25 protein-coding genes are annotated in these 23,537 nt (G+C 59.9%); 11 read left to right on the top strand and 14 right to left on the bottom strand.

All coding sequences use genetic code 11. The features are described from left to right. Nucleotides 1–44: 44 nt before the first annotated feature. Nucleotides 45–830: a DeoR/GlpR family DNA-binding transcription regulator gene (locus tag CRO59_RS07040; RefSeq protein WP_097088884.1), complete on the bottom strand. Its 786-nt coding sequence runs from the start codon at nt 828–830 to the stop codon at nt 45–47. A 252-nt stretch (nt 831–1,082) separates the two neighbouring features. Then, on the bottom strand, nt 1,083–1,976 hold the full coding sequence (locus tag CRO59_RS07035; RefSeq protein ID WP_177408963.1) for a LysR family transcriptional regulator: 894 nt from the start codon (nt 1,974–1,976) through the stop codon (nt 1,083–1,085). An 84-nt stretch (nt 1,977–2,060) separates the two neighbouring features. Between CRO59_RS07035 and CRO59_RS07030 the strand changes: the two genes are divergently transcribed. Beyond that, on the top strand, nt 2,061–2,837 hold the full coding sequence (locus CRO59_RS07030; RefSeq protein WP_097088880.1) for an NAD(P)H-dependent oxidoreductase: 777 nt from the start codon (nt 2,061–2,063) through the stop codon (nt 2,835–2,837). A gap of 160 nt (nt 2,838–2,997) precedes the next feature. On the opposite strand, the gene CRO59_RS07025 is transcribed toward CRO59_RS07030, so the two are convergent. From CRO59_RS07025 to CRO59_RS07015, 3 genes are all read right to left on the bottom strand, one after another. Further along, nucleotides 2,998–4,017 (bottom strand): AbrB family transcriptional regulator, encoded by a 1,020-nt coding sequence (locus tag CRO59_RS07025; RefSeq protein ID WP_097088878.1) that lies wholly within the window; start codon nt 4,015–4,017, stop codon nt 2,998–3,000. An 86-nt stretch (nt 4,018–4,103) separates the two neighbouring features. Continuing rightward, the gene (locus CRO59_RS07020; RefSeq protein ID WP_097088877.1) at nt 4,104–4,526 is read right to left on the bottom strand and encodes an HD domain-containing protein; all 423 of its coding nucleotides are present in this window, start codon (nt 4,524–4,526) and stop codon (nt 4,104–4,106) included. A 15-nt stretch (nt 4,527–4,541) separates the two neighbouring features. Further along, nucleotides 4,542–4,931, bottom strand: coding sequence for a hypothetical protein (locus tag CRO59_RS07015; RefSeq protein WP_027611695.1), 390 nt, complete (start codon nt 4,929–4,931; stop codon nt 4,542–4,544). Nucleotides 4,932–5,097: 166 nt separating this feature from the next. On the opposite strand from CRO59_RS07015, the gene CRO59_RS07010 reads away from it, so the two are divergent. After that, nucleotides 5,098–5,529 (top strand): hypothetical protein, encoded by a 432-nt coding sequence (locus CRO59_RS07010; protein ID WP_097088875.1) that lies wholly within the window; start codon nt 5,098–5,100, stop codon nt 5,527–5,529. Nucleotides 5,530–5,606: 77 nt separating this feature from the next. On the opposite strand, the gene CRO59_RS07005 is transcribed toward CRO59_RS07010, so the two are convergent. Next, nucleotides 5,607–5,891, bottom strand: coding sequence for a hypothetical protein (locus CRO59_RS07005; protein WP_096796462.1), 285 nt, complete (start codon nt 5,889–5,891; stop codon nt 5,607–5,609). Nucleotides 5,892–6,260: 369 nt separating this feature from the next. On the opposite strand from CRO59_RS07005, the gene CRO59_RS07000 reads away from it, so the two are divergent. Further along, on the top strand, nt 6,261–6,575 hold the full coding sequence (locus CRO59_RS07000) for a hypothetical protein (protein ID WP_097088873.1): 315 nt from the start codon (nt 6,261–6,263) through the stop codon (nt 6,573–6,575). Nucleotides 6,576–6,727: 152 nt separating this feature from the next. On the opposite strand, the gene CRO59_RS06995 is transcribed toward CRO59_RS07000, so the two are convergent. The 4 genes from CRO59_RS06995 to CRO59_RS06975 form a co-directional block, all read right to left on the bottom strand. Continuing rightward, nucleotides 6,728–7,276, bottom strand: a complete 549-nt coding sequence (locus CRO59_RS06995) for a cupin domain-containing protein (protein WP_003226097.1) — start codon at nt 7,274–7,276, stop codon at nt 6,728–6,730. 490 nt (nt 7,277–7,766) lie between these two features. After that, on the bottom strand, nt 7,767–9,050 hold the full coding sequence (locus tag CRO59_RS06990) for an FAD-binding oxidoreductase (protein ID WP_097088871.1): 1,284 nt from the start codon (nt 9,048–9,050) through the stop codon (nt 7,767–7,769). 51 nt (nt 9,051–9,101) lie between these two features. Further along, nucleotides 9,102–10,592 carry an aldehyde dehydrogenase gene (locus tag CRO59_RS06985; protein ID WP_097088869.1) on the bottom strand — a complete coding sequence of 497 codons (1,491 nt, stop codon included), beginning with the start codon at nt 10,590–10,592 and terminating at the stop codon, nt 9,102–9,104. Between the two features lie 182 nt (nt 10,593–10,774). Further along, complete coding sequence (locus CRO59_RS06975) at nt 10,775–12,151, bottom strand: glutamine synthetase family protein (protein WP_027611689.1); 1,377 nt, start codon at nt 12,149–12,151, stop codon at nt 10,775–10,777. A gap of 282 nt (nt 12,152–12,433) precedes the next feature. Here CRO59_RS06975 and CRO59_RS06970 point away from each other — a divergent pair, with 282 nt between their 5' ends. The 5 genes from CRO59_RS06970 to CRO59_RS06950 all read left to right on the top strand — a co-directional run bounded on the left by CRO59_RS06970 (nt 12,434) and on the right by CRO59_RS06950 (nt 17,806). Further along, nucleotides 12,434–13,195, top strand: coding sequence for a gamma-glutamyl-gamma-aminobutyrate hydrolase family protein (locus tag CRO59_RS06970; RefSeq protein WP_097088867.1), 762 nt, complete (start codon nt 12,434–12,436; stop codon nt 13,193–13,195). 368 nt (nt 13,196–13,563) lie between these two features. Continuing rightward, complete coding sequence (gene potA / locus CRO59_RS06965) at nt 13,564–14,706, top strand: polyamine ABC transporter ATP-binding protein (RefSeq protein WP_041073459.1); 1,143 nt, start codon at nt 13,564–13,566, stop codon at nt 14,704–14,706. Nucleotides 14,707–14,735: 29 nt separating this feature from the next. Then, entirely contained in the window at nt 14,736–15,617 is an 882-nt protein-coding gene (locus CRO59_RS06960; protein WP_371917807.1) for an ABC transporter permease subunit, read from the top strand. Beyond that, entirely contained in the window at nt 15,614–16,486 is an 873-nt protein-coding gene (locus CRO59_RS06955; RefSeq protein ID WP_097088863.1) for an ABC transporter permease subunit, read from the top strand. Before CRO59_RS06960 ends, CRO59_RS06955 begins: the two co-directional genes overlap by 4 nt. A 222-nt stretch (nt 16,487–16,708) precedes the next feature. Then, complete coding sequence (locus CRO59_RS06950; protein WP_097088862.1) at nt 16,709–17,806, top strand: polyamine ABC transporter substrate-binding protein; 1,098 nt, start codon at nt 16,709–16,711, stop codon at nt 17,804–17,806. A gap of 242 nt (nt 17,807–18,048) precedes the next feature. Here CRO59_RS06950 and thpR read toward each other — a convergent pair whose 3' ends face one another. Next, complete coding sequence (gene thpR / locus CRO59_RS06945; protein ID WP_097088860.1) at nt 18,049–18,588, bottom strand: RNA 2',3'-cyclic phosphodiesterase; 540 nt, start codon at nt 18,586–18,588, stop codon at nt 18,049–18,051. A gap of 105 nt (nt 18,589–18,693) precedes the next feature. On the opposite strand from thpR, the gene CRO59_RS06940 reads away from it, so the two are divergent. Continuing rightward, nucleotides 18,694–18,888 carry a hypothetical protein gene (locus tag CRO59_RS06940; protein WP_027611683.1) on the top strand — a complete coding sequence of 65 codons (195 nt, stop codon included), beginning with the start codon at nt 18,694–18,696 and terminating at the stop codon, nt 18,886–18,888. Between the two features lie 251 nt (nt 18,889–19,139). Here the strand turns inward: CRO59_RS06940 and CRO59_RS06935 are convergent, their stop codons facing one another. Both CRO59_RS06935 and CRO59_RS06930 read right to left on the bottom strand, forming a co-directional pair. Then, nucleotides 19,140–19,493 (bottom strand): DUF1428 domain-containing protein, encoded by a 354-nt coding sequence (locus CRO59_RS06935; RefSeq protein WP_027611682.1) that lies wholly within the window; start codon nt 19,491–19,493, stop codon nt 19,140–19,142. Between the two features lie 2 nt (nt 19,494–19,495). Then, a complete protein-coding gene (locus tag CRO59_RS06930) occupies nt 19,496–20,575 on the bottom strand; it encodes a hypothetical protein (RefSeq protein WP_097088859.1) in 1,080 nt (359 codons plus the stop codon). Between the two features lie 303 nt (nt 20,576–20,878). On the opposite strand from CRO59_RS06930, the gene CRO59_RS06925 reads away from it, so the two are divergent. Continuing rightward, nucleotides 20,879–21,151 (top strand): hypothetical protein, encoded by a 273-nt coding sequence (locus CRO59_RS06925; RefSeq protein ID WP_003226119.1) that lies wholly within the window; start codon nt 20,879–20,881, stop codon nt 21,149–21,151. A 45-nt stretch (nt 21,152–21,196) separates the two neighbouring features. Here CRO59_RS06925 and CRO59_RS06920 read toward each other — a convergent pair whose 3' ends face one another. After that, the gene (locus tag CRO59_RS06920; RefSeq protein WP_096796473.1) at nt 21,197–21,403 is read right to left on the bottom strand and encodes a hypothetical protein; all 207 of its coding nucleotides are present in this window, start codon (nt 21,401–21,403) and stop codon (nt 21,197–21,199) included. A gap of 241 nt (nt 21,404–21,644) precedes the next feature. On the opposite strand from CRO59_RS06920, the gene CRO59_RS06915 reads away from it, so the two are divergent. Beyond that, a complete protein-coding gene (locus tag CRO59_RS06915; protein ID WP_097088857.1) occupies nt 21,645–23,399 on the top strand; it encodes an L-lactate permease in 1,755 nt (584 codons plus the stop codon). Nucleotides 23,400–23,537 lie beyond the last annotated feature (138 nt).

The raw sequence follows: 23,537 nt of genomic DNA, 5'->3' as shown, positions 1-23,537 counted from the left end.
GAGCGGGCTTGCTCGCGAAGAGGCCAGCAGCCTCACTACAAATCTCAGTCCGGCAACTGCTCCACCACAATCCCTAATCGCCGATAATCCTCGACACTCCCCGACGCCAGGTGCCGCTCGGTTATCAGCGTATGCAGGCGCGTACACGCGGCCACCACAAACGGCTCCACCGCCCCCAGCTTGTCCGCCGTGGTCACCGCAATCACCCGCGCCGCGCTGTCGAGCAGCGTCTGTTTCACCGGCACTTCATCGAAGTGCAGCGAGGTGATGCCCACCTCCGGGTGAATCGCACAGACCCCGGTGAACGCCAGATCGGCCTTGATCCCGGCCAGCATGCGCACCGCCTCGTGCCCGCTAGCCGACATCGTGCGCGGGTTCAGTTGCCCACCGGCCAGAATCACTTTCACGCCCTTGTATTCGGACAAGGCAATCGCTGTCATCGGCGCGGCGGTCACCGCAGTGATCTGGATATCCGCGCGCAACGAGCGCGCCACCTGCAGCGCGGTCGAGCCGGAATCGAACAACACAATCTGCCCGTCCTCGACCTTTTGCGCCGCCAACTGCGCCAGACGCACCTTCACCTCATCAGTCTCATCCAGACGGGTGAAGTAATCCTTGCCGCTGTCCTTGGGCTTTGGCAGCGCCCCGCCATGCACGCGCTGCACCAGCCCGGCGTTGTCCAGCTCGGCGAGGTCGCGGCGAATGGTGTCTTCGGACACGGCGAAGTGCTGGCTCAACTCGGAGGCCATGACCTTGCCGTCGCGTTCGAGGATCAGGAGGATTTTCTGCCGGCGCAGGGACGGGAGTTCGGTGACCGAATGATCGTGCATGGTTTTGCCTGTTTATGCTTGTAGTTGCAGGTTTTGCCGAGACTAGCGAAAGCTTTGGGCAAACACAAACCGGCGGGTATCAATTGTTTCGATCATTGGAATCAACATGCCGAATTTTTTCTTTGCATTCAGCCTGTTCAGAATGGCCTCACTTTAAAAAGGCTCAGGATGAACAGCTGATGAATCTCAATTTTGCGTTTGCGTGCATGATCGTGGTGTCTTTTGCGATTGCGTTGGGCCACGCCTGATCCGTCACACCGACGCCGCCAGATGCTCACGCAACCATTTGTGTGCCGGGTCGCGATGCGCGCGCTCGCCCCAGAACATCGCCATTTCGTAGCCCGGCACCGGCAACGGCGCATCGACTACCTGCAACGCCGGGTTGTCGCGAACCAAGCGTGACGGCAGCATCGCCACCAGATCGGTACTCGCCAGCACCGACATCACCATCAGAAAATGCGGCACCGACAGCACCACTTTGCGCGCCAGGCCGACCTCGGCCAGCGCCTTGTCGGTCACCCCGAAAAAGCCCCCGCCCTCGCGCGACACCATCACGTGTTCCAGCGCGCAGAATTGTTCGCGAGTCGGCTTACGCTTCAACCCCGGATGCCCGACGCGACCGGCCAACACGTAATGCTCGGTGAACAGCACCCGTTGATGCAGATCCAGCGGCGCCTCTTCGGTGATGTGCAGCGCCAGGTCAAACACGCCCTGCTCCGCCTGCCTGGCCAACTGTGCCGGCATCAGATCGAGCACTGCCAACCGCGTGCCCGGCGCCTGAGTGCGCAAACCGCTGAGCGCTGGCAGCACCACCGTCGATTCGCCGTAATCCGTCGCCGCGACTTTCCAGATGTGGCGGGCCTGAGCCGGATCGAACGCGCTGGCCGGCGCCACCGCGCGTTCCAGTGCTTCCAGTGCCTCGCGCAACGGCTCGCGCAGTTCATCGGCCCGCGCCGTCGGGCGCATGCCCCGTGGCCCGGGCAGCAACAGCGGGTCGCCGAAGATCTCGCGCAGCTTGGCCAGGTGAACGCTCACCGACGGCTGCGACAGGCTCAAGCGCTCTGCGGCGCGGGTTACATTGTGTTCTGCCAACAACACGTCTAGGGTCAACAGCAAGTTGATATCCAGACGTCGTAAATTATTCATGGCTATACCTGACATATCAGACATTCATTTCCAATATACCGATCAAGGATTGATCCTGCCTGCATTCAACCAAGGAGTTGCCACATGAATGTGCTACTGGTCTACGCCCACCCCGAACCTACTTCGCTCAACGGCTCGCTCAGGGACTTCACCGTCCAGCGCCTGCAAGCCGCCGGCCACACCGTGCAGGTCTCCGACCTGTATGCGATGAACTGGAAGACCACGATCGACGCCGATGACGCCCCCGGTCGCGATGAAAGCCGGCCATTCCACGCCTCGATCGATTCGAAACTGGCTTACCAACAGGGCCGGCAGTCCGCCGACATCGCCCGCGAGCAGGAAAAACTGTTGTGGGCCGACGCGCTGATCCTGCAATTCCCGCTGTGGTGGTTCACCATGCCGGCGATCCTCAAAGGCTGGGTCGAGCGCGTGTATGCCTACGGGTTTGCCTACGGTGTCGGCGAACACTCCGATGCGCGCTGGGGCGAGCGCTACGGCGAAGGCAAGATGAAAGGCAAACGCGCGATGCTGCTGGTCACCACCGGAGGCTGGGATTCTCACTACAGCCCGCGCGGGATCAACGGGCCGATTGATGATTTGCTGTTTCCGATTCAGCACGGCGTGCTGTTCTACCCCGGTTTCGACGTGGTGCCGCCCTTCCTGGTGTACCGCGCCAGTCGCATGGATCAAGCGCGGTTTGCCGAGACCTGCGAGTCGCTGGGCACGCGGCTGGATGAGTTGTGGAGCACGCGGCCGATAGCGTATCGGCAGCAGAATGCCGGGGATTACGAGATCCCGGCGTTGACGCTCAAGGATGATATTGCTCCGAGTGAGCAAGGCTTCGCCGCCCACACTTTGTAAAGATCACTGAACCTTTGTGGCGAGGGAGCTTGCTCCCGCTCGGCGACGCAGTCGTCGCAAAACCTGCGATTTTCGTACACCTGAAACACCGCGGCATCGGGGTTTGGGGCCGCTGCGCAGCCCAGCGGGAGCAAGCTCCCTCGCCACAGGGGGATGTGCTTCAGACTTCCTCCCGCGCCCGCCGCATCTGCACCAACAACGCCGGCGCAAAGTGCAGCAGCACCATCCGCGCCAAGTGGTGAGTGAGGATGAACACCACATTCAGCCCGCCGGCAAACGCGACAATCGCAATCGTCTCGATCGCCCCCGGCATGTACGCCAGCCACAGCGACAGCGGATCACTGCCCAGCCACCGCGCCGCCACTTTGGCAAATGCCGCCGCCACCACGATCATCAGCCCCACCGACACCAACGCCGTCCGCCCGTGCCGCCCCAGCTCCGCAAGGCCGAGTCCCTGAAAGCGCGAGCCAATCCGCACGCCGAGAATCAGCGCCGCCAGGTTCAGGCTCCAGTCCGGCATGTGAAAGCCGTGCAGCCATCCCGATTTCACAAACACGGCAGTGAGCAGAATTGCCGTCAACATGAACGGCGCAGGCACGCCGATCACCAGCAGCAAGCGCCCGAGCACCACGCTCAGGCCAATCAGAACGAATACGGTCAACGCCATACCCGTGCTCAACGGAGCGCTTTCAACCACTGTCAACGAGGCTTGCCCGGGAATCAAAAAGCTCACCAGCACCGTGATCAACAGCAAGCGCATCAGGTGCACGATGATGACTTTGCTCGAAGCCTTTTCCGACTCCAGCAAATCGAACACCGCCGCCAGTGCGCCGGGGTACACCGCGAGTAGCGCATCGGTGCGATTCCAGCCTGCGCCGCGAGTCAGCCACCATCCGGCGAGGGCGATCTGTAGAGTCAGGCATAGAAGCAGGACGCCGAGGCTTGGCAACATCGCCGAAGCCGTCGCACTGTCCCACGCTTCGAACATCAGCCCGGTGGCGATGCCCAGCGTGACCTGGATGTAGCCCAGACCATAAGGGGTTGCGGGGGCAAACCCGAACTTGGTGGCGACCAATGCGGTGACAAGAATCGCCCCCAGCAACAGGCCATGAGGAACACCGCTGACCTGCAACGCAGCGCCGACAGCGGCAGCGATCAACAAACACAGAATCGATTTCATATTCTTCGCCTTCCTGGCTATTCAACTGACCCGACATCAATCCCCTGTAGGAGCTGCCGAAGGCTCCTACAGGGGGGTATTCGTTTTTACGTGCGCAACCGCCCAATCGCCCGCCGATATTTCTCAACCCGTTCAAGATCCTCCCAACTCGGCGAGGCAATGCGCGACAGGTCGCTGTTCTCTTCCAGATCCGCCAGTTTCACCACCCGGCCAATCGGATTCTGCGCCGCACGCTCGACGAAATCCTCGTAAGACTCGCCCGGCACTTTGGTCACTGATTCAATCGCCGTCAGCACCTCTTCGCTGAAACCTTCCTTGCGCAAGTCATCGAGGCTGACGCCGCAATCCTCGACCACGTCGTGCAACACGGCGACGATGCGCTCTTCCAGCGAACTCATGCGCAACATGACTTTCAGCGGATGCAGAATGTACGGCGCACCGCCCTTGTCGACCTGCCCGGCATGGGCGGTGGCAGCGATGGCGATGGCGCGTTCGAGGGTCTGGGTCATGGAAGTCTCCGTGGTTTAAACGCCATAGCGGCCGCCAACGTGGATGTTGCGTTTGAGCCAATTGCGGATCGCTTCAAGCCGTCCGGTTGGCTTCGCTGGCCCGGAATGACGTTGAAGAATCAGCGAGACCACGGTTGACTGATCGGCTTTTGGATGGGCATCGATCAACTCGGCAACCCACGCACAATCAGCTTTTCTCAGGTGTTCACGCCACTCGCCCGGCCAAGCGTCCAGCTCATCCAGCGCCAACCACCGCGCACCGCCGTGTTCCATGTGTCCGCCAGACATCGACTGCTCGAAACAGAAAGGCGAGTCTGGCTTTGCAGGGTCAATGTGAAACAGATAGATGTCGTGAAAGGGGTGCTGCGAGGGGAGCGCGTTATTGCGGCTGCCGATTTCGATCATGGGCAATGCTCCAATCCTTGGGCGCTGAATGTTTCCGATTGTTTCGCAGTGTATGCCACAGGAGCAAATCAAAAACCCGATGGAACCTCCCTCCTCCACGCCATCTCGAAACTATAAAGCGCCAAAAGCTTCGATCAGACCCGGCGCCCCTGAAGAGGAAACCCCGATGAACATTCGCTTCCTGCTTCTAATCGCCACGTTCGCCGTCATCCCCACCTGCGTCATGGCCGAAGGCTGCGACGTTCAGACCCAATCCTCCAGCGCTTCGGTGCCAGCGGTGGAAACGCACAGCTGCTACGAATACGAAGGCATGCCCGTCAGCTCCATCGACTGGTCGTGCAGCAATGAAAGCAAAGACATGCTCAACAGTAAGAAAACCAAGGTCGAGCACTGTGCCGACCACTATCAGGCCACGTGTATCGCCACGATCACTCAGGAATCCCTGGCCAACCCTCACTCCACCAGCAAAGACAAAAATGCCAAGGCGCTGAATATCCCCGACAACGCCCAAGTGACCACGTATTACTATGACGTGGATCATTTGGCCCAGGCGCGAATTGATTGTGAGAATGGTGGTGGGCATTGGAAGGCGAAGTAAGCGTTTGATATCTGTGTTTGCGACAGGCAAAGAAAAGCCCGGCTCAAAAGACCGGGCTTTTTAATGCGCAATATCCGTTAACCACCGCCGTTACCCCCACTGCTGCTATCGGACGATTGACCCGCGGAGCTGGGCTTGGAGGCAGAAGGCACCGGCCCATTGTCGGTCTTGCCACCATCCCCACCTTCAGGCAGCGAATTGGCATCCGGATCGGCATGGGTGGCAGGGGACGCCGGGTCGCGAGTCTGGCTGTTGCCGTCGTTTGCCGTTGGGGTGGGCATATCGCCGGCCGCGATCGCATACAGCGAGCTGCCGGACAGCAACGCCGCGAGGGTAAACACCGCGATTTTATGGTTCAGCATGGTGGCTCTTCCTCTGCGTGGGGAGTTACAGCATTGGAAGAAGGTGTGTGGCGAAGGTGCGGAGTGTCGGACGAATGGTTATCGCCCAGTCATTTCGCGCAGTTTCGATATCTGAAAACTTCGTAGGAAAACACTTCATGTGGCGAGGGAGCTTGCTCCCGCTGGGCTGCGAAGCGGCCCCAAAACCGGATGGTCCGTTTTGCTAGCGGTACCGTCGAGTCAGTAAACGTGAAGCGTTATAACTGATTAAAAGGCAGATTATTAGTTTTTCATTTAAAAACCTGTCAGTAATGACAGGTTAGAAAAAACGGCTACTGCGATAACCTATGTTTTCGGCAAGATCAATATTTATCGTTCAGGAGATTATCCATGAGTGCGTTATATGCCTACTACAATAAGTCCAACGAGTTTTCTGCCCATTGCATAATAAAAGTTGGACTCATGAGAGGGGCAGAGGCGATGCATTTTGAAGGTGAGAGCGTTTCATGCACGGAGGAAATAAAAGAGGGTTGGTATTACGATGAAAATAGTCAAAAGTTCATCACTGCGCAGGAATTTGAAATCAATCGCGAAAAATACAGGACTTCACCTGATCCCAAGACACTCCCCCCTATAAAAATAAAGTTGCCAGAATACCCCCCTCCATCATCGGATAATAAAGATACTACCTGGAGAAAACCCTAAGCACGAAAAGCAATAACTTCGAACTTACTGATCTATAAAAACTGCTCTGCACGCCTTAAAGAAGAACCGCTGTCTCTTTCGAGTTCAGCGGTACACTTTCAGCAAACATGCTCAAGCACAATTAATTAAATTGAATTTCAAAGTGAAACAAATCAAAAATTCGCCGGCGTATTCGCACTGATAATCTCCGCCTCATCCGCCCCAATATTCCGAAATTTATGCGGCAGCGTCGTAGGAAAGTAATACCCATCCCCGGCATTCAACACACTCACCTGCCCATCCACGGTCAACTCAACCGTTCCACGCGTCACCAGCCCACACTCCTCACCTTCCGCATGCACGATCGGCTCTTCCCCGGAGCTCGCGCCCGGAGCGTACTGCTCACGAAGCAAGCGCATCTGACGGCTCGGCACCGAGGCGCCAATCAGCAGCAGGCGCAGGCCGTGGCGGCCGAGGTCGGGTTGTTCGTTGGCGCGGAACACGTATTGGTGTTCGCGCGGGGGCTGGTCGAAAGTGAAGAAGTCGGCCAGGGACATCGGGATGCCTTCGAGCAGCTTTTTCAGCGAGCTGACGGAAGGACTGACGCGATTCTGTTCGATCAGGGAGATGGTGGCATTGGTCACGCCGCTACGCCGGGCCAGCTCGCGCTGGGAGAGTTTGTAGCTTTCGCGTACTAGTTTGAGTCGAGAACCCGTATCCATGACAGCCTTATGTGAGTAGTACTTAAGGGTAATGGGGGTGGGTGGCGGGTGCCGCGCAAGGCGCGCGGATCACGTTGCTCCCGTGTCCCGGAACCGTGAAAGGCGGCTATTAAATCACGTTTGCCGGTGTTGCTCAGCAGGTTCGATGGACGGTGGGGCAAAAGTCCCTCTTGCCTTGTTAATACAGTCACTGTGGGAGCGAGCCTGCTCGCGAAAGCGGTGTGTCAGTCGACAACGATGTTGGTTGATATGGCCTCTTCGCGAGCAGGCTCGCTCCCACAGTTGGATCACTTTTGTGTCAGTTGGCTTTGTGGCGGTTGTCAGGGAGTCATCGCTGGCAAGCCAGACTCCCACAGGGTTTGCAGTGTTTCTGTGGGAGTGATGGTGCCTGTACTGGCGCCATCGCGAGCAGGCTCACTCCTACAGTGGTCACCTTGGTGTTTCAGGTAAAAAACCGGCGGGGTCCTGGGGGCCGCCGCCGGGGAGGTAACTAGATGCCGAAACGGTCGCGCAGCGAGTAGTAGACGGCGCCGAGGGCGGTCAACGGGGCGGAGAAGGTGCGGCCGCCGATCATTGGCATGTGCGGCAGCGAGGCGAAGGCGTCGAAGCGTTCGGCGTCGCCACGGATCATTTCCGAGATCAGTTTGCCGGCCAGATGCGAGCAAGTGACGCCGTGGCCGCTGTAGCCTTGCATGTAGTAGGCGTTTTTCTCGATGCGGCCGAATTGCGGCATGCGTGACATGGTCAGCAGGAAGTTGCCGGTCCAGCGGTAGTCGATTTTCACGTCCTTGAGCTGAGGGAAGGTCTTGAGGATCTTCGGCCGGATCAGTTGTTCGATGTCGTCCGGTTCCCGCGCGCCGTAGACCACACCGCCGCCGTACAGCAGACGGTTATCGGCCGTCAGGCGGTAGTAATCCAGCAGATAGTTGCAGTCTTCGACGCAGTAGTTGTTGGTGATCAGGCTGCGCGCCTGCTTCTCGGTCAGTGGCTCGGTGACGACGATCTGCGAGCCGCAGGGCATGCTTTTCGCGGTCACGCGATTGTCCAGACCTTGCGGCAGGTAGGCGTTGCCGGCGATCAGCAGATACTTGGCGCGCACCTGGCCTTTGGCGGTGCGCACGACGTTCGGCTCGCCGTATTTGATTTCGGCGGCGGCGGACTGCTCGTAGATCTTGCCGCCCAGACGCACGATGGCCGCGGCTTCACCGAGGGCCAGGTTCAGCGGGTGAACGTGGCCGCCCTGCATGTCCAGCAGGCCGCCAACGTAGGCGTCGGAGCCGATTTCGCGACGGATGTCAGCGGCATCGAGCATCTTCAGGTTCTTGTTGCCGTAACGTTCCCAGCTGCGCTTCTGCTCGGCCAGACCGTTGAGTTGTTTTTTGTTCATCGCTGCGAAAATGCCGCCCGGACGGTAGTCGCATTGGATGTCGTATTCCTTGATCCGCGAACGGATGATGTCGGCGCCTTCGAAGATCATGCTGCCGAGGATTTCCGCGGTCTTGTCGCCGTAGCGTTCTTCGATCACATCGACGTCGCGGCTGTAGGAGTTGACCAGTTGCCCGCCGTTGCGACCGCTGGCGCCGTAGCCGACTTTCGCCGCTTCCAGCACCGTGACTTTATAACCGGCCTCGCTCAGAAACAGCGCCGAGGACAGGCCGGTGTAGCCGGCGCCGATGATGCAGACGTCGCACTCGACCGACTCTTCAAGGGTCGGGAAGTCGATGACTTCGTTGCGCGTGGCGGCGTAGTAGCTATTGACGTGTTGTTGCTTCATTTTATTGTTCTCCGAGGGTCGCCCATCAAGGGCGACCACCGCTGTAGAAAATCAGAGCTTGATCCAGGTCGCTTTCAGCTCGGTGTACTTGTCGAACGCGTGCAGCGATTTGTCGCGACCGTTGCCCGACTGTTTGAAGCCACCGAACGGTGCGGTCATGTCGCCGCCGTCGTACTGGTTGACCCAGACGCTGCCGGCCCGCAGGCCACGGGCGAAGGTGTGTGCCTTGCTCAGGTTGCTGGTCCAGACGCCGGCGGCGAGGCCGAAGATGCTGTCGTTGGCGATCTGCAGCGCTTCTTCAACGGTGTCGAAGGTGATCAGCGACAGCACCGGGCCGAAGATTTCTTCGCGGGCGATGGTCATCGCATTGGTCACGCCGTCGAAGATCGCCGGTTGCACATAGAGGCCACCGGTTTCTTCGAGGGTGCGCTGGCCGCCGGCAATCAGCTCGGCGCCCTGCTCGCGGCCAATGTTGATATAGCGCAGCACGTTCTCCAATTGACGCTGATCCACAACGGCGCCGACGGTGGTCGCCGGGTCAAGCGCGTGCCCCGGTTTCCACGCTTGCAGCGCTTCCACCAGCAGCGGGATGAATTGCTCGCGGATCGAACGCTCGACCAACAGGCGCGAACCGGCAGTGCACACTTCGCCCTGGTTGAAGGCAATCGCGCCGGCCGCAGCCTGAGCTGCCGCGCGCAAGTCCGGGGCGTCGGCAAACACCACGTTCGGGCTCTTGCCCCCGGCTTCGAGCCAGACGCGTTTCATGTTGCTTTGGCCGGCATAAATCATCAGTTGTTTGGCAATCGCCGTGGAACCGGTGAAGGCCAGCACATCGACGTCCATGTGCAGCGCCAGCGCCTTGCCGACGGTGTGGCCGAAACCCGGCAACACGTTGAACACGCCTTTCGGAATGCCCGCGTCCAGCGCGAGCTGGGCGATGCGGATCGCGGTCAGCGGCGACTTTTCCGAAGGCTTGAGAATGAACGAGTTGCCCGCGGCCAGGGCCGGGGCGAATTTCCAGCTGGCCATGATCAGCGGGAAGTTCCACGGCACGATCGCGGCGACTACGCCGGACGGCTCGCGGGTCACCAGACCCAGTTGATCGTGCGGGGTGGCGGCGACTTCGTCGTAGATCTTGTCGATCGCTTCGGCGCTCCAGCGGATCGCGTTGGCGGTCGCCGGAATGTCGATGCTCATCGAGTCGCTGATCGGTTTACCCATGTCGAGGGTTTCCAGCAGCGCCAGTTCTTCCTGGTGTTGCAGGATCAGATCGGCGAAGCGGATCAGGATGCGTTTGCGCTCGGCCGGGGCTTTGTTGGCCCACACGCCGGAGTTGAACGATTGGCGCGCGACTTCGACGGCGAGGTTGGCGTCGGCTTCATCGGTGCTGGCCACGGAGGCGAGAAAACGGCCGTCGACGGGGCTCAGGCATTCGAAGGTGGCGCCGCTGATCGCCGGGCGATATTCACCGTTGATGAACGCGCGGGATTCGATGGTCAGGGACTGGAAGCGTTGTTCCCAGTCGTTGCGGGTGGTTGTCATTGTTGTGGCTCGACAAGGGGGTGGATGACGGGCAAACACCCGTCAATCGAATTGGGTAACCGAATCCCCTGTGGGAGCGGGCTTGCTCGCGAAGACGTCGTGTCAGCCAACATTAACTTTGAATGACATACCGCATTCGCGAGCAAGCCCGCTCCCACATTGGGTCGGTGTTGGTCTGCAAATCACACCGTATGCAGATACCAGTTGTACTCAAGGTCGGAAATCGAGTTCTCGAACTCGGCCAGCTCGCTTTCCTTGCACGCGACGAACACGTCGATGTACATCGGGTCGATGTACTTGGCCATGACTTCGCTGTCGTCCAGCTCACGCAATGCGTCGCGCAGATTGTTCGGCAGGCTCTGTTCGTTCTGCTCGTAGCTGTTGCCTTCAACGGGCGCGCCTGGCTCGATCTGGTTGGTCAGGCCGTGGTGAATGCCGGCCAGTACCGAAGCCATCAGCAGGTACGGGTTGGCGTCGGCACCGGCCACGCGATGTTCGATGCGCACGGCGTCAGCCGAACCGGTCGGTACACGTACCGCAACGGTGCGGTTGTCGATGCCCCAGCTCGGCGAGTTCGGCACGTAGAACTGCGCGCCGAAGCGGCGGTACGAGTTGACGTTCGGGCACAGGAACGCCATTTGCGCAGGCAGGGTCTCCAGCACACCGCCGATCGCGTGGCGCAGCGCGGCGTTCTGCTCGGGATCCTCGCTGGCGAAGATGTTGTTGCCTTCTTTGTCCAGGATCGAAATGTGCACGTGCAGACCGTTGCCCGCCTGGCCCGGATACGGCTTGGCCATGAAGGTGGTGTCCATCTCGTGGTCGTAGGCGATGTTCTTCACCAGACGCTTGAGCAGCACCGCGTAGTCGCAAGCCTTGATCGGGTCGGAGACGTGATGCAGGTTGACTTCGAACTGCGCCGGGGCGCTTTCCTTGACGATGGCGTCAGCCGGAATGCCCTGCTCTTTCGCGCCTTCCAGAATGTCTTGCAGGCAGTCGACGTATTCGTCGAGATCGTCGATCAGATACACCTGAGTCGACACCGGGCGCTTGCCGGACACCGGCGAACGTGGCGACTGCGGACGGCCGTTCACGTTGTCCTGGTCGATCAGGTAGAACTCCAGTTCGAACGCGGCGCAGATGGTCAGGCCCAGTTCATCGAACTTGCGCACCACGTTGGCCAGCACTTCACGCGGGTCGGCGAAGAACGGCTCGCCCTCGATCTCGTGCATGGTCATCAGCAGTTGTGCGGTAGGGCGCTTCTGCCACGGCTCGATGCTCAGGGTGCCAGGGATCGGGTAGCAGATGCGGTCGGCGTCGCCGATGTCCAGGCCCAGACCGGTGCTTTCCACCGTGGAGCCATTGATGTCGAGGGCGAAGAGCGAGGCCGGCAGGTTGATGCCTTTCTCGTAAACCTTGTGAAGACTGGTGCGCTCGATGCGCTTGCCGCGCACCACACCGTTCATGTCTGCAATCAGAAGGTCGACGTACAAAACCTCAGGATGTTTCTTAAGGAATGCGTTTGCTTCGTTGAGTTGAACGGCACGCAGAGGGACCGACATGATGCACCTATTTAGCTGTTAATTATTATGTTCACTGCTGTTTCGCCGAGCCAGTCAATCCGAAAGGCAAAGTGAAGTCAATAGCGAACACCTAGCCGCTCAGCGTTTATTTTTCGGGCTTTTTTTAACACTCACGTGCCAATGCAGGCGCCGCAAGGCCTGGAATCATGAAGATTGGATGAACGGCGTTTAGAATTTTTTACATGGCAGTTGTTAATTAAAATCAACGAGGCTAAGCTCCGGAAAAGCTCGTTCAAGTGTCAAACTTCGAGGTGAATAAAAATGGCATTCAAGCCATTGATCGGCGTTACTGCGTGCGTCAAACAGATTGGCCTGCACCCCTATCACATCAGCGGCGACAAGTACGTACGTGCTGTCAGCGTTGGCGCTCAGGGTCTTCCAGTGGTCATTCCTTCCCTTGGCAAACTGACTGAAATCGAAGACCTGCTCGGTCAACTCGACGGTCTGTTGCTGACCGGCTCACCCTCGAACGTGGAGCCCTTCCACTATCAAGGCCCGGCCAGCGAACCCGGTACGGATCACGATCCGGCGCGGGACGCCACTACCCTTCCTTTATTGCGTGCAGCCATTGCCGCGGGCGTTCCGGTGCTCGGCATTTGCCGTGGCTTCCAGGAAATGAACGTGGCGTTCGGCGGCAGCCTGCACCAGAAAGTGCATGAGCTGCCGGGCATGCTCGATCACCGTGAAGCCGACAGCCCGGACGTGGCCGTGCAATACGCACCGGCGCATGCCGTGAGCGTGCTGGCGGGCGGTGTGTTCGAAGCGCTGGCGTTGCCGGGCGAGTTCCAGGTCAACTCGATTCACAGTCAGGGCATCGACCGCCTCGCGCCCGGCCTGCGTGCCGAAGCGGTGGCGCCGGATGGCCTGATCGAGGCGATCTCGGTCGAGCACAGCCCGACCTTCGCCCTCGGCGTGCAATGGCACCCGGAATGGCAGGTGCTGGACAACCCGAACTACCTGAAGATTTTCCAGGCATTCGGCGCGGCCTGCCGGCAACGGGCAGCGCGACGCAACCAGCGCTGACACCACCCAGGATTTCAAAACTGTTTACTGCCCCCACGGGGTCGGCGGTTGCGCGTGTGCGCATCCGTCATCCGTGAAAACAACAAACCGTAATAACAACAAGTACGACCCAGGCAGCCAGGACGGCGGCGCCGACCAAGCCCTCGGCAGCGCAAGGTCAGTCAGGCATGCGCAATTCCCCTGTAGGAGTGAGCCTGCTCGCGATAGCAGTAGACCAGTCAACAGAGATGTCGACTGAGATGGCCTCATCGCGAGCAGGCTCACTCCTACAGGGGGATATGTAATGACTGAAATTGCGCTTACAGGCTTGCAATCCACTTAAGCCCGGCCACGTTGGCCGAGCGAACGAAACCTGTTGGGAGTTTCACATGGCAAACGCCTCCAGCACTTACCGGAAGGCACTTGAAGGCCACCAGCAACCGAAAAAGGTTCTGGTGAAAGTCGATCGTGTCACCAAGAAGTTCGACGAAACCACGGCCGTGGACGATGTGTCCCTGGAGATCCATCAGGGCGAAATATTTGCCCTGCTCGGTGGCTCCGGCTCGGGCAAATCGACCCTGCTGCGCATGCTCGCCGGTTTCGAGCGCCCGACCGAAGGGCGGATTCTGCTCGACGGCGTGGACATCACCGACATGCCGCCGTACGAGCGGCCGATCAACATGATGTTCCAGTCCTACGCGCTGTTCCCGCACATGACTGTGGCGCAGAACATCGCCTTCGGCCTCAAGCAGGACCGTTTGCCGGCCAGCGAAATCGATGCCCGTGTCGAAGAGATGCTGCGCCTGGTGCACATGACCCAATACGCCAAACGCAAACCTCATCAGTTGTCCGGCGGTCAGCGCCAGCGCGTCGCCCTCGCCCGCTCTTTGGCCAAGCGTCCAAAGCTGTTGCTGCTCGACGAGCCGATGGGCGCGCTGGATAAAAAACTGCGTTCGCAGATGCAACTGGAACTGGTCGAGATCATCGAGCGCGTCGGCGTGACCTGCGTGATGGTGACCCACGACCAGGAAGAAGCCATGACCATGGCCGAGCGCATCGCGATCATGCATCTGGGCTGGATCGCCCAGATCGGCAGCCCGGTCGACATCTATGAAGCGCCGGTCAGCCGCATGGTCTGCGAATTCATCGGTAACGTGAACGCCTTCGACGGCACCGTGGTGGAAGACCTTGAAGGTCACGCGATCATCCACAGCCCGGACCTGCAGCAGAAGATCTACGTCGGCCACGGCGTCAGCACGTCGGTGCAGGACAAGTCGATCACCTACGCAATCCGCCCGGAAAAAATGCTCGTCAGTACGCTCAAGCCAGAGACCCGCTACAACTGGTCCGAAGGCAAGGTGCATGACATCGCCTATCTCGGCGGCCACTCGGTGTTCTACGTCGAACTGCCCGGCGGCAAGATCGTCCAGTCGTTCATGGCCAACGCCGAACGCCGTGGCGCGCGTCCGACCTGGGACGACAAGGTCTACGTCTGGTGGGAAGACGACAGCGGCGTGGTACTGCGCTCATGAGAACCTTCAATCAGCAATTCCTGCGCCTGGTGCCCAGCGGGCGAAAGTTCGTCATCGGCATCCCGTTCATCTGGCTGTTCCTGTTCTTCATGTTGCCGTTCTTCCTGGTGATGAAGATCAGCTTCTCGGAAGCCGCGCTGTCGATCCCGCCGTACTCGGAGATCTACACCTACGCCGAACAGAAATTCCAGCTGATGCTCAACATCGGCAACTACACCCTGCTCGGCGAAGACGAGCTGTACCTGTCGGCCTACCTCGGTTCGCTGAAGGTCGCGGCGCTGAGCACGCTGATGTGCCTGGTGATCGGTTTCCCGATGGCCTATGCGATCACCAAAGCGAGCAAGGAAGCGCAAAACGTCCTGCTGCTGTTGATCATGATGCCGACCTGGACCGCGATCCTGATCCGTGTTTACGCGTGGATGGGCATCCTCAGCAACAACGGTCTGCTCAACGCGTTTCTGATGTGGACCGGGCTGACCGATCACCCGATCGAGATCCTCAACACCAACACCGCGGTGTATATCGGCGTGGTGTATGCGTACCTGCCATTCATGGTGCTGCCGCTGTACGCCAACCTGGTGAAACACGATGGCAGCCTGTTGGAAGCCGCGTCAGATCTGGGTTCGAGCAACTTCAACAACTTCTGGAAAATCACCGTGCCGCTGGCCAAGAACGGCATCATTGCCGGCTGCATGCTGGTGTTCATTCCAGTGGTCGGCGAGTTCGTGATTCCGGAACTGTTGGGTGGCCCGGAGACGCTGATGATCGGTCGCGTGCTGTGGCAAGAGTTCTTCAATAACCGCGACTGGCCGGTGGCGTCTGCGCTGGCGGTGGTGATGCTGTTGATCCTGATTGTGCCGATTCTGCTGTTCAACCGCAGCCAGGCCAAAGAGATGGAGGCACGGGGATGAAACGCTTCGGTTTTTCCAAGTTCATGTTGATCTTCGGCCTGATGTTCATTTATCTGCCGATGCTGATTCTGGTGATCTACTCGTTCAACGCCTCAAAACTGGTGACAGTATGGGGAGGCTGGTCAGTGAAGTGGTACGTCGGCCTGCTCGACAACACGCAACTGATGGGCTCGGTGGTGCGCTCGCTGGAAATCGCCTGCTACACCGCGATTGCCGCCGTCGCACTGGGCACCCTCGCCGCCTTCGTCCTGACGCGAGTGACGCGCTTCAAGGGTCGCACGCTGTTTGGCGGTCTGGTGACGGCGCCACTGGTGATGCCTGAGGTGATCACCGGTCTGTCGCTGTTGCTGCTGTTCGTGGCGATGGCGCAGTTGATCGGCTGGCCGCAGGAGCGTGGCATCGTCACGATCTGGATCGCCCACACCACGTTTTGTGCCGCCTATGTGGCGGTGGTAGTCTCCGCCCGCCTGCGGGAGCTGGATCTGTCGATCGAAGAAGCCGCGATGGATCTGGGAGCCAAGCCGTTCAAGGTGTTTTTCCTGATCACCATTCCGATGATCGCGCCGTCGCTGGCAGCGGGCGGCATGATGTCGTTCGCCCTGTCGCTGGACGACCTGGTGCTGGCGAGCTTCGTCTCCGGCCCGGGTTCGACCACGCTGCCGATGGAAGTGTTCTCGGCAGTACGTCTGGGGGTGAAGCCTGAGATCAACGCCGTGGCCAGCCTGATTCTGCTCGCGGTGTCGCTGGTGACCTTCCTGGTCTGGTACTTCGGCCGCAGGGCAGAAGCCAACCGCAAGAAAGCGATTCAGGAAGCGATGGATCAGACAGCGAATGAGGCGTGGCAGCCGCAACGCGCCGCGACGGCCTAAGCAACAACGATGAACACTGTGGTGAGGGGATTCATCCCCGATCGGCTGCGAAGCAGTCGCCAAACCATTGCATGCGGTGTCCCTGTTACACCGCAAGTGCCTGGCTTGGGGCCGCTTCGCGACCCATCGGGGATAAATCCCCTCACCACAGCAAGCTCCCTCGCCACAGGTTTTACGTACACCCGGTTTGTGTTTTTGAATAAAAAAAATGGAGTTTCACCGATGAAAATGTTTGGCAGGACTCTGCTGACACTGTCCTTAATGGGCGCAATCGCCACGGGCGTCCAGGCCAACGACAAGGTGCTGCGTGTTTACAACTGGTCCGATTACATCGCGCCGGACACCGTCAAGAAGTTCGAAGACGAGACCGGCATCCAGGTGACCTACGACGTGTTCGACAGCAACGAGACCCTCGAGGCGCGTTTGCTGGCGGGCAAATCCGGTTACGACATTGTCGTGCCGTCCAACAGTTTCCTGGCCAAGCAGATCAAGGCCGGGGTCTATCAGCCGCTCGACAAATCGAAGCTGTCGAACTGGAAGAATCTCAATCCGGTGCTGCTGAAAAACGCCGCCGCCAGTGATCCGGACAACGCTCACGCGTTCCCGTACATGTGGGGCTCGATCGGCATCGGCTACAACCCGGACAAGGTCAAGGAAGTGCTCGGTGCCGAGGCTCCGACCAATTCCTGGGACTTGCTGTTCAAGCCGGAAAACGCTGAAAAGCTGAAAGCCTGCGGCATCAGCTTCCTCGACTCGCCGACCGAAATGATCCCGGCCGCCCTGCACTACCTGGGCTACCCGGTGAACGACAAGGACAAGGCGCACATCCTCGAAGCCGAAGCGCTGTTCATGAAGATCCGCCCGTACGTGGCGTACTTCCATTCCTCGAAGTACATCTCCGACCTGGCCAACGGCAACATCTGCGTGGCGGTCGGTTACTCCGGTGACGTGCTGCAGGCCAAGGCCCGTGCGGTGGAAGCCGGCAACAAAGTGCAGATCGATTACAGCATTCCGAAGGAAGGTGCCGGCAGTTTCTACGACATGGTCGCCATCCCGCGCGATGCGGCGAACGTCGAGAACGCCTACCTGTTCATGAACTTCCTGATGCGCCCGGACATCATCGCCGAGATCACCAACAGCAACGGCTACAGCAACGCCAACTCGGCCGCTACGCCACTGGTAGAAGAAGCGATCCGCAACGATCCGGGTTCGTATCCGTCGCAGGCGGTAATGGCGACGTTGTATGCGGTGCCGGATCAGCCGATTGCCACCCAACGGATCATGACCCGCGGCTGGACCCGGGTGAAGCTCGGTAAATAATTCACTGCAAATCAAAAAATGTGGGAGCGAGCCTGCTCGCGAAAGCGGTGGTTCAGTTAACCAAAATGCTGAATGTGCCGACGCCTTCGCGAGCAGGCTCGCTCCCACAGGGTCTGTGTCTGACTTTCGGTTTCCCGTTCACGCAGCGCCTTACCACCGCTGCACCCTGCAATGAACGGCCTCACCTGGCTCCCTCGGCTCAGGTGAATTTCAGGCGCTCTCGGGCGCCTTTTTTTCTGCGCTCAATTCAGTGGCCAATCCTGCAGAATCCGGTAGCGGCCCTTGTGCGATTCGAACAAGGCAAAGCGCTCGGCGCGCAGGAAGAATTCCGGCGGCGTGGTGGATTCCGGCTCTTCTGCCCGATAGTCCCGAGCCAGGGTCAGGTGCGGGCGAAACTCGCGTGGCGATTCTTCGAAGCCGAACGGCAACATCGCCTGCTCCAGCGCATACACCAGACGCAACAGCGCCGCAGGCGCCTGTTCCGGCGCCAGAGACAGAATTCCGGCCCGATGCCAGACCTGCAGACGATCCAGCGCAATCCGTAACGGTTCAGCCGGCGTGCGCACCTTGCCGGCGGCCTCGCACACTTCATTGATCTGCGCCAGCGGTACGGCACCGAGAAACAGCAGCGTCAGGTGAAAATTATCCGCCGGCACCGCTTTGCCAGTGCGCAACCCCAACTCGCCGCGCCACTGAGCGATGGCCTTGCGTTGCGGTGGCGGGCAGTCGAGGGCAAAAAACAGTCGCTTGAACGGTTCATCCCTGCGCGCATCATCGGTCATGGGCCAACTCCTTCGCTCGTCGATCAGCCGATTCTACACAGGCTCTTCTGGCGACTGGCGACACCCGGCTATAGTTCAAGGATTGCCATCGAACCGGAGGTCGCCATGCGCGAGATCCTCAGCAAAGAACCGTGGTGGGCCCGGCCACCCAGCCCAGGGCAGGATGAAAGCGAGCTGGAATGGGGCTGGCTGGTGCATTACAGCGAAGGTGAACCGCGTTTCGAATTCGTCCGCGAACGGCCCACGGAAGAAGAAATCCGCCACCGCAAAAGCTGCCGGATCACCCCCTCTCCAGAGTGATCACCCTCCCATGTGGGAGCGAGCCTGCTCGCGAAAGCGTCCGCACATTCAGCCTCACATTGCCTGACACGCCGCTTTCGCGAGCAGGCTCGCTCCCACACTGGATTTGTGGCGTGCCCATGATCGCCGCCATCCGCAAAACCCTGTGGGAGCGTGGCTTGCCCGCGAAGAGGCCGGCACATTTTGCAAACCCGCTGACTGACACACCGTCATCGCGAGCAGGCTCACTCCTACACGGAATCTGGTGAGTTTCAGGCTTCAAGAATGTTCTTGAAGCCCCCAAAGATCATCCGCTGCCCATCAAACCCCATTGGGTTGACGTCCGGTTGCATGCGCGGGTCTTCCATCATTTTCGCCATGCCGGCATCGCGGGTGGCTTTGTCGGGCCAGATCAGCCAGCCGGACGACACCGTCTCGCCGTCCTTGAGTTTTACCGCCATCGGGAATGACGTGACTTTGCCTTCCGGCACGTCATCGCCCCAGCACTGAACCACCTCCTTCGCTCCGTATTCCTTGAACAGTTTCGCGGCGATCTCACAGTGTTTTTTGTACTGTTCGCGATTGGCATTCGGCACGGGTGCTACAAAAATATCGATGTAAGCCATGATCACTCTCCTTGCACGTTGGGTTCGATCTGCCGGGTAGTCGATTGCGGCGGCTGCCATTCGACACGATTCACGCCCTGCCCGACCGACGGTTGTTCGCCCCCGCCAAGGCTGCCCTCGACCTGCCCGGCGATATGCAGGGTTCCGGCCATGACCCCGGTGGTCGGGTTCTGCAGCAGTTTCGCCCAGGCCTTGTCGAACGTGCTGCCCAGGCTGCTGCGAATCAGCGCTTCGCTGTCGGGCCGGTCGTTGGCCTGGATGATCGCGCGAATGCCCGCGACACCAATCGAAATCACCCCACCAACCAACTTGCCCGCCGCAGCCGCCACGGCACTGGCCGCTCCGCGCGGAGCCATTTCCGCCTCCATCCGCTGGCTGGCGCGTTTGGCCACGGGGGCCATGCCGGCGTCGGTCGAAGCGATGCCCTTGCTGCCGCCCTCGGTGTGGATCTTGTCGATCAGCGCGGCATACGCCGGCAAGGTGTTCAGCGGCTCGGTGCTGACGATCTGATACAGCGAAGCATCCCGCGCCGGCGGCGGGCCCAGGGCGATGGCCGGAACCTTCTGCAGCCGTCCGTTGAGTTGCGCAACCGGCACGCCATAACGCTGAGCGATGAGCGGCATCTGCTGGGCCATCAGTTGTGCATAGAACGCCGTTGCCTGACCGAGGATCGCATCCGGATCGATCTCCACCGCCACCGGTGCCAGCACTCTTTCCTGATATTGCTCAAGCAGATAGCTCGCCAGGCGCTTGGCCGAAGCATCCTGTTCGCCGCCGGCATTGATGGTGTACCAACTGACTTTCATCGACAGCCATTCCTGGGTCCAGTAGCTGCTGAACCACGGAATGAAATTTTCTTCAGTTTGCTGATAGACGCGAGTGCGCCAATGTTCCATTGAGCCACGGGCAAATACTTTGACTTGCTCGGTGGATTGCTGCGAGGCGCTGACGATGTCGCGATCGATCTGCTGCCAGATCGCCGGCGATACCACCACCGCTCGCGGCGCCACCGGGGCCCGCGCCGAGGAGGCACAGCCAGCCAGCAGACACAGTGCGGCGAGGCTCAGCGCACGCAGGTTCACGGTGGTGGAGTCCTTGAATGGAGGAAAACAGCATTGAGTATAGGTGTGTCAGTTTCCGAGGATGTTGGCTGTACCGACGCCATCGCTGGCAAGCCAGCTCCCACAGAGATCTTCAGTGGCCATGAATCCAATGATCATCCGAAAAACCTGTGGGAGCTGGCTTGCCAGCGATGAGGCCAGTCAATCCACCACACCTCTCAACCATCAACGCCGTCGATATTCACCATCGCCACGATTGCCTTCCGCCCGCCGCCCGGCGAAGGCACGATTCACCCATCCGAGACGCAACGAGGAGTACCCATCATGATTCGCACCATCACCCTCTCCGTGAGCTTCCCGGTGTTCGGCAGCAACTACTACGACCAGCAAGTCGTCTCGCGCAAGACCCAGGCGCTGCTGTTCAACGAAGATTTCGACGATGTGCTGATGCCCGCCGCGAGCAATCATTTCAGCAATGAAGTGGTCGGCATCAACGATCAGTTCCGCTTTCTGAGCGACATACTCGCCACCCATTTGCTGGATCTCGAGGCCACCGCGCCTGCGCATTCCAGCGTCCGGGCGAGCGCTCATTTTTAATCGACGAGGGCGTTCCCGTTGCGGGAACGCCCTTTTGATTTCTACTCAGTCATCGTCGCGATCACGATAGTAACGACGCCCGTCGCGACGACCATCGTCGCGGTCATCCCAACGCCGGTCATGGTCGTAGTAGCGACCGTGATCACGGTCGTAATGTCGTCCGTGGCGATGATCATCATCAAAGTCCGCCACACAGCCAGCCAGCAAAACAGCAGCGGATATCGTCAACAGCAAGGTTGTTGCACGCTTCATTCAAACTTCCCTAACACCAAGGTCTTGACCACGGAACGGCTGTCACTGCCCGCGCCTTCAGGACGCAGTGCGCGCAGCCGCTGATACGACCGGACAAAAGGACTTTGATTCACTGCCCGACCACGACCGTTGATCGGCCCGCCGCCGGCATCCGGGCGGCGGCGAAATGCCACCTATACTGCTGCTTAGCGACTCCCACGCAACGGATCTGCGCCTCGATAACAACAAGCAGAGGTGGATCATGGTCTGGCAGCAAATCTACGACCCGTTCGGCAATCCGCTGATCTCCACGCTCATGGCCGCGGTGCCGGTGGTGGTGATGCTCGCGGCGCTGGCGTTCTTTCACGTCAAGGCGCATCTGGCCGCTCTGTTGGCGTTGGCGTCGGCCCTGCTCATCTCGATCTTCGCCTTCGGCATGCCGGCGAGCATGGCCGGTTCGGCGGCGCTGTTCGGCGCCGCCAATGGCTTGCTGCCGATCGGCTGGATCGTGCTCAACATCATCTTTCTGCATCGCCTGACCACCGAGAACGGCTCATTCAAAGTGCTGCAGGACTCCCTCGCTCGGATCACCGATGACCGGCGTTTGCAGCTGCTGCTGATCGCCTTCTGCTTCGGCGCGTTTTTCGAAGGCGCGGCCGGGTTCGGCACGCCGGTGGCGGTGACCGGGGCGATTCTGATCGGCCTCGGTTTTTCGCCGTTGGCCGCCTCGGGTCTGGCGTTGATTGCCAACACCGCACCGGTGGCGTTCGGCGCCCTCGGTACGCCGATCATCACCCTGGCCAAAGTCACCGGACTGGACGAAATGGAGCTGTCGATGATGGTCGGTCGACAGCTGCCGTTTTTCTCGGTGCTGGTGCCGTTCTGGCTGATCTGGGCGTTTGCCGGGTGGCGCAAGATGCTGGAGATCTGGCCGGCGATTCTGGTGGCCGGGGTCAGCTTCGCGGTGCCGCAATTCCTCGTGTCGAACTTCCACGGGCCGATGCTGGTGGACGTCATCGCCGCGCTGATTTCCATGGCCTGCCTGACCCTGTTTCTGCGGGTCTGGAAACCGGCGACGGTGTACACCTCGGCCGCCCTATCCGGGCGGGTCGACAACTCCAGGGTCGAGGAAGAAAAAGTCACCGCCAGCGCCGCCTTCAGTGATCAGGCACGCCCCGCCGTGACGCGCGCGTGGATGCCGTGGATCATCCTCACGGTGTTCGTGTTTGCCTGGGGCACCCAGGGCTTCAAGAACATCTTCGACGTGCGCCCGGCGCTGGATCCGGTAACCCATTCGGTCAAACTCGATGCACAAGGCAAACCGCTGAATGAGGCCAACCCGATTTTCTCCCCGGCGCTGACCTTCACCACCCTGCACCTGCAAGTGCAGAAAGTCCCGCCAGTGGTGCCGGCGCCGAAAGCCGAAGAGGCGATCTACAAGTTCACCTGGTTCACTGCCACCGGCAGCGGCATCCTGCTGGCGGCGATTGTCGGCGGGCTGCTGATGGGCTATTCGATCCCGCAACTGATCAAGCAATACCTGCGCACGTTGTGGGTGGTGCGCTTTTCGCTGATCACCATTGCGGCGATGCTGGCGCTGGGGTTCCTCACGCGTTATTCCGGACTGGACGCCACCATGGGTCTGGCGTTTGCCGCGACCGGGGTTTTCTACCCCATGTTCGGCACTCTGCTCGGCTGGCTCGGCGTCGCGTTGACCGGTTCGGATACGGCCTCGAACGTGCTGTTCGGCGGACTGCAACGGGTGACCTCGGAACAGCTCGGCATCAGCCCGGTACTGATGGCCGCAGCCAACAGTTCCGGCGGGGTGATGGGCAAAATGGTCGATGCGCAATCGATCGTGGTCGCCTCCACCGCGACCCGCTGGTATGGGCATGAGGGCGAGATTCTGCGCTACGTGTTCTTCCACTCGATCGTGCTAGCCATCCTGGTGGGCGGGCTGGTGACATTGCAGGCGTATGTGGCGCCGTTTACGCACATGGTGGTTGGCGGGCATTGATCACAAACTCTGTGGGAGCGGGCTTGCCCGCGATGGCGGTGTGTCATTTAAGCGAAAGGCTGACTGACACGACCTCATCGCTGGCAAGCCAGCTCCCACAAGGTTAAGCATTGCCCAGCCAATTGATGAGCCATGCGC

Origin of the sequence: Pseudomonas sp. LAMO17WK12:I5 (genome assembly GCF_900215165.1) — a bacterium.
Taxonomy (GTDB): Bacteria; Pseudomonadota; Gammaproteobacteria; order Pseudomonadales; family Pseudomonadaceae; genus Aquipseudomonas; species Aquipseudomonas putida_A.
This window is presented reverse-complemented; position numbering and strand designations above follow the sequence as displayed.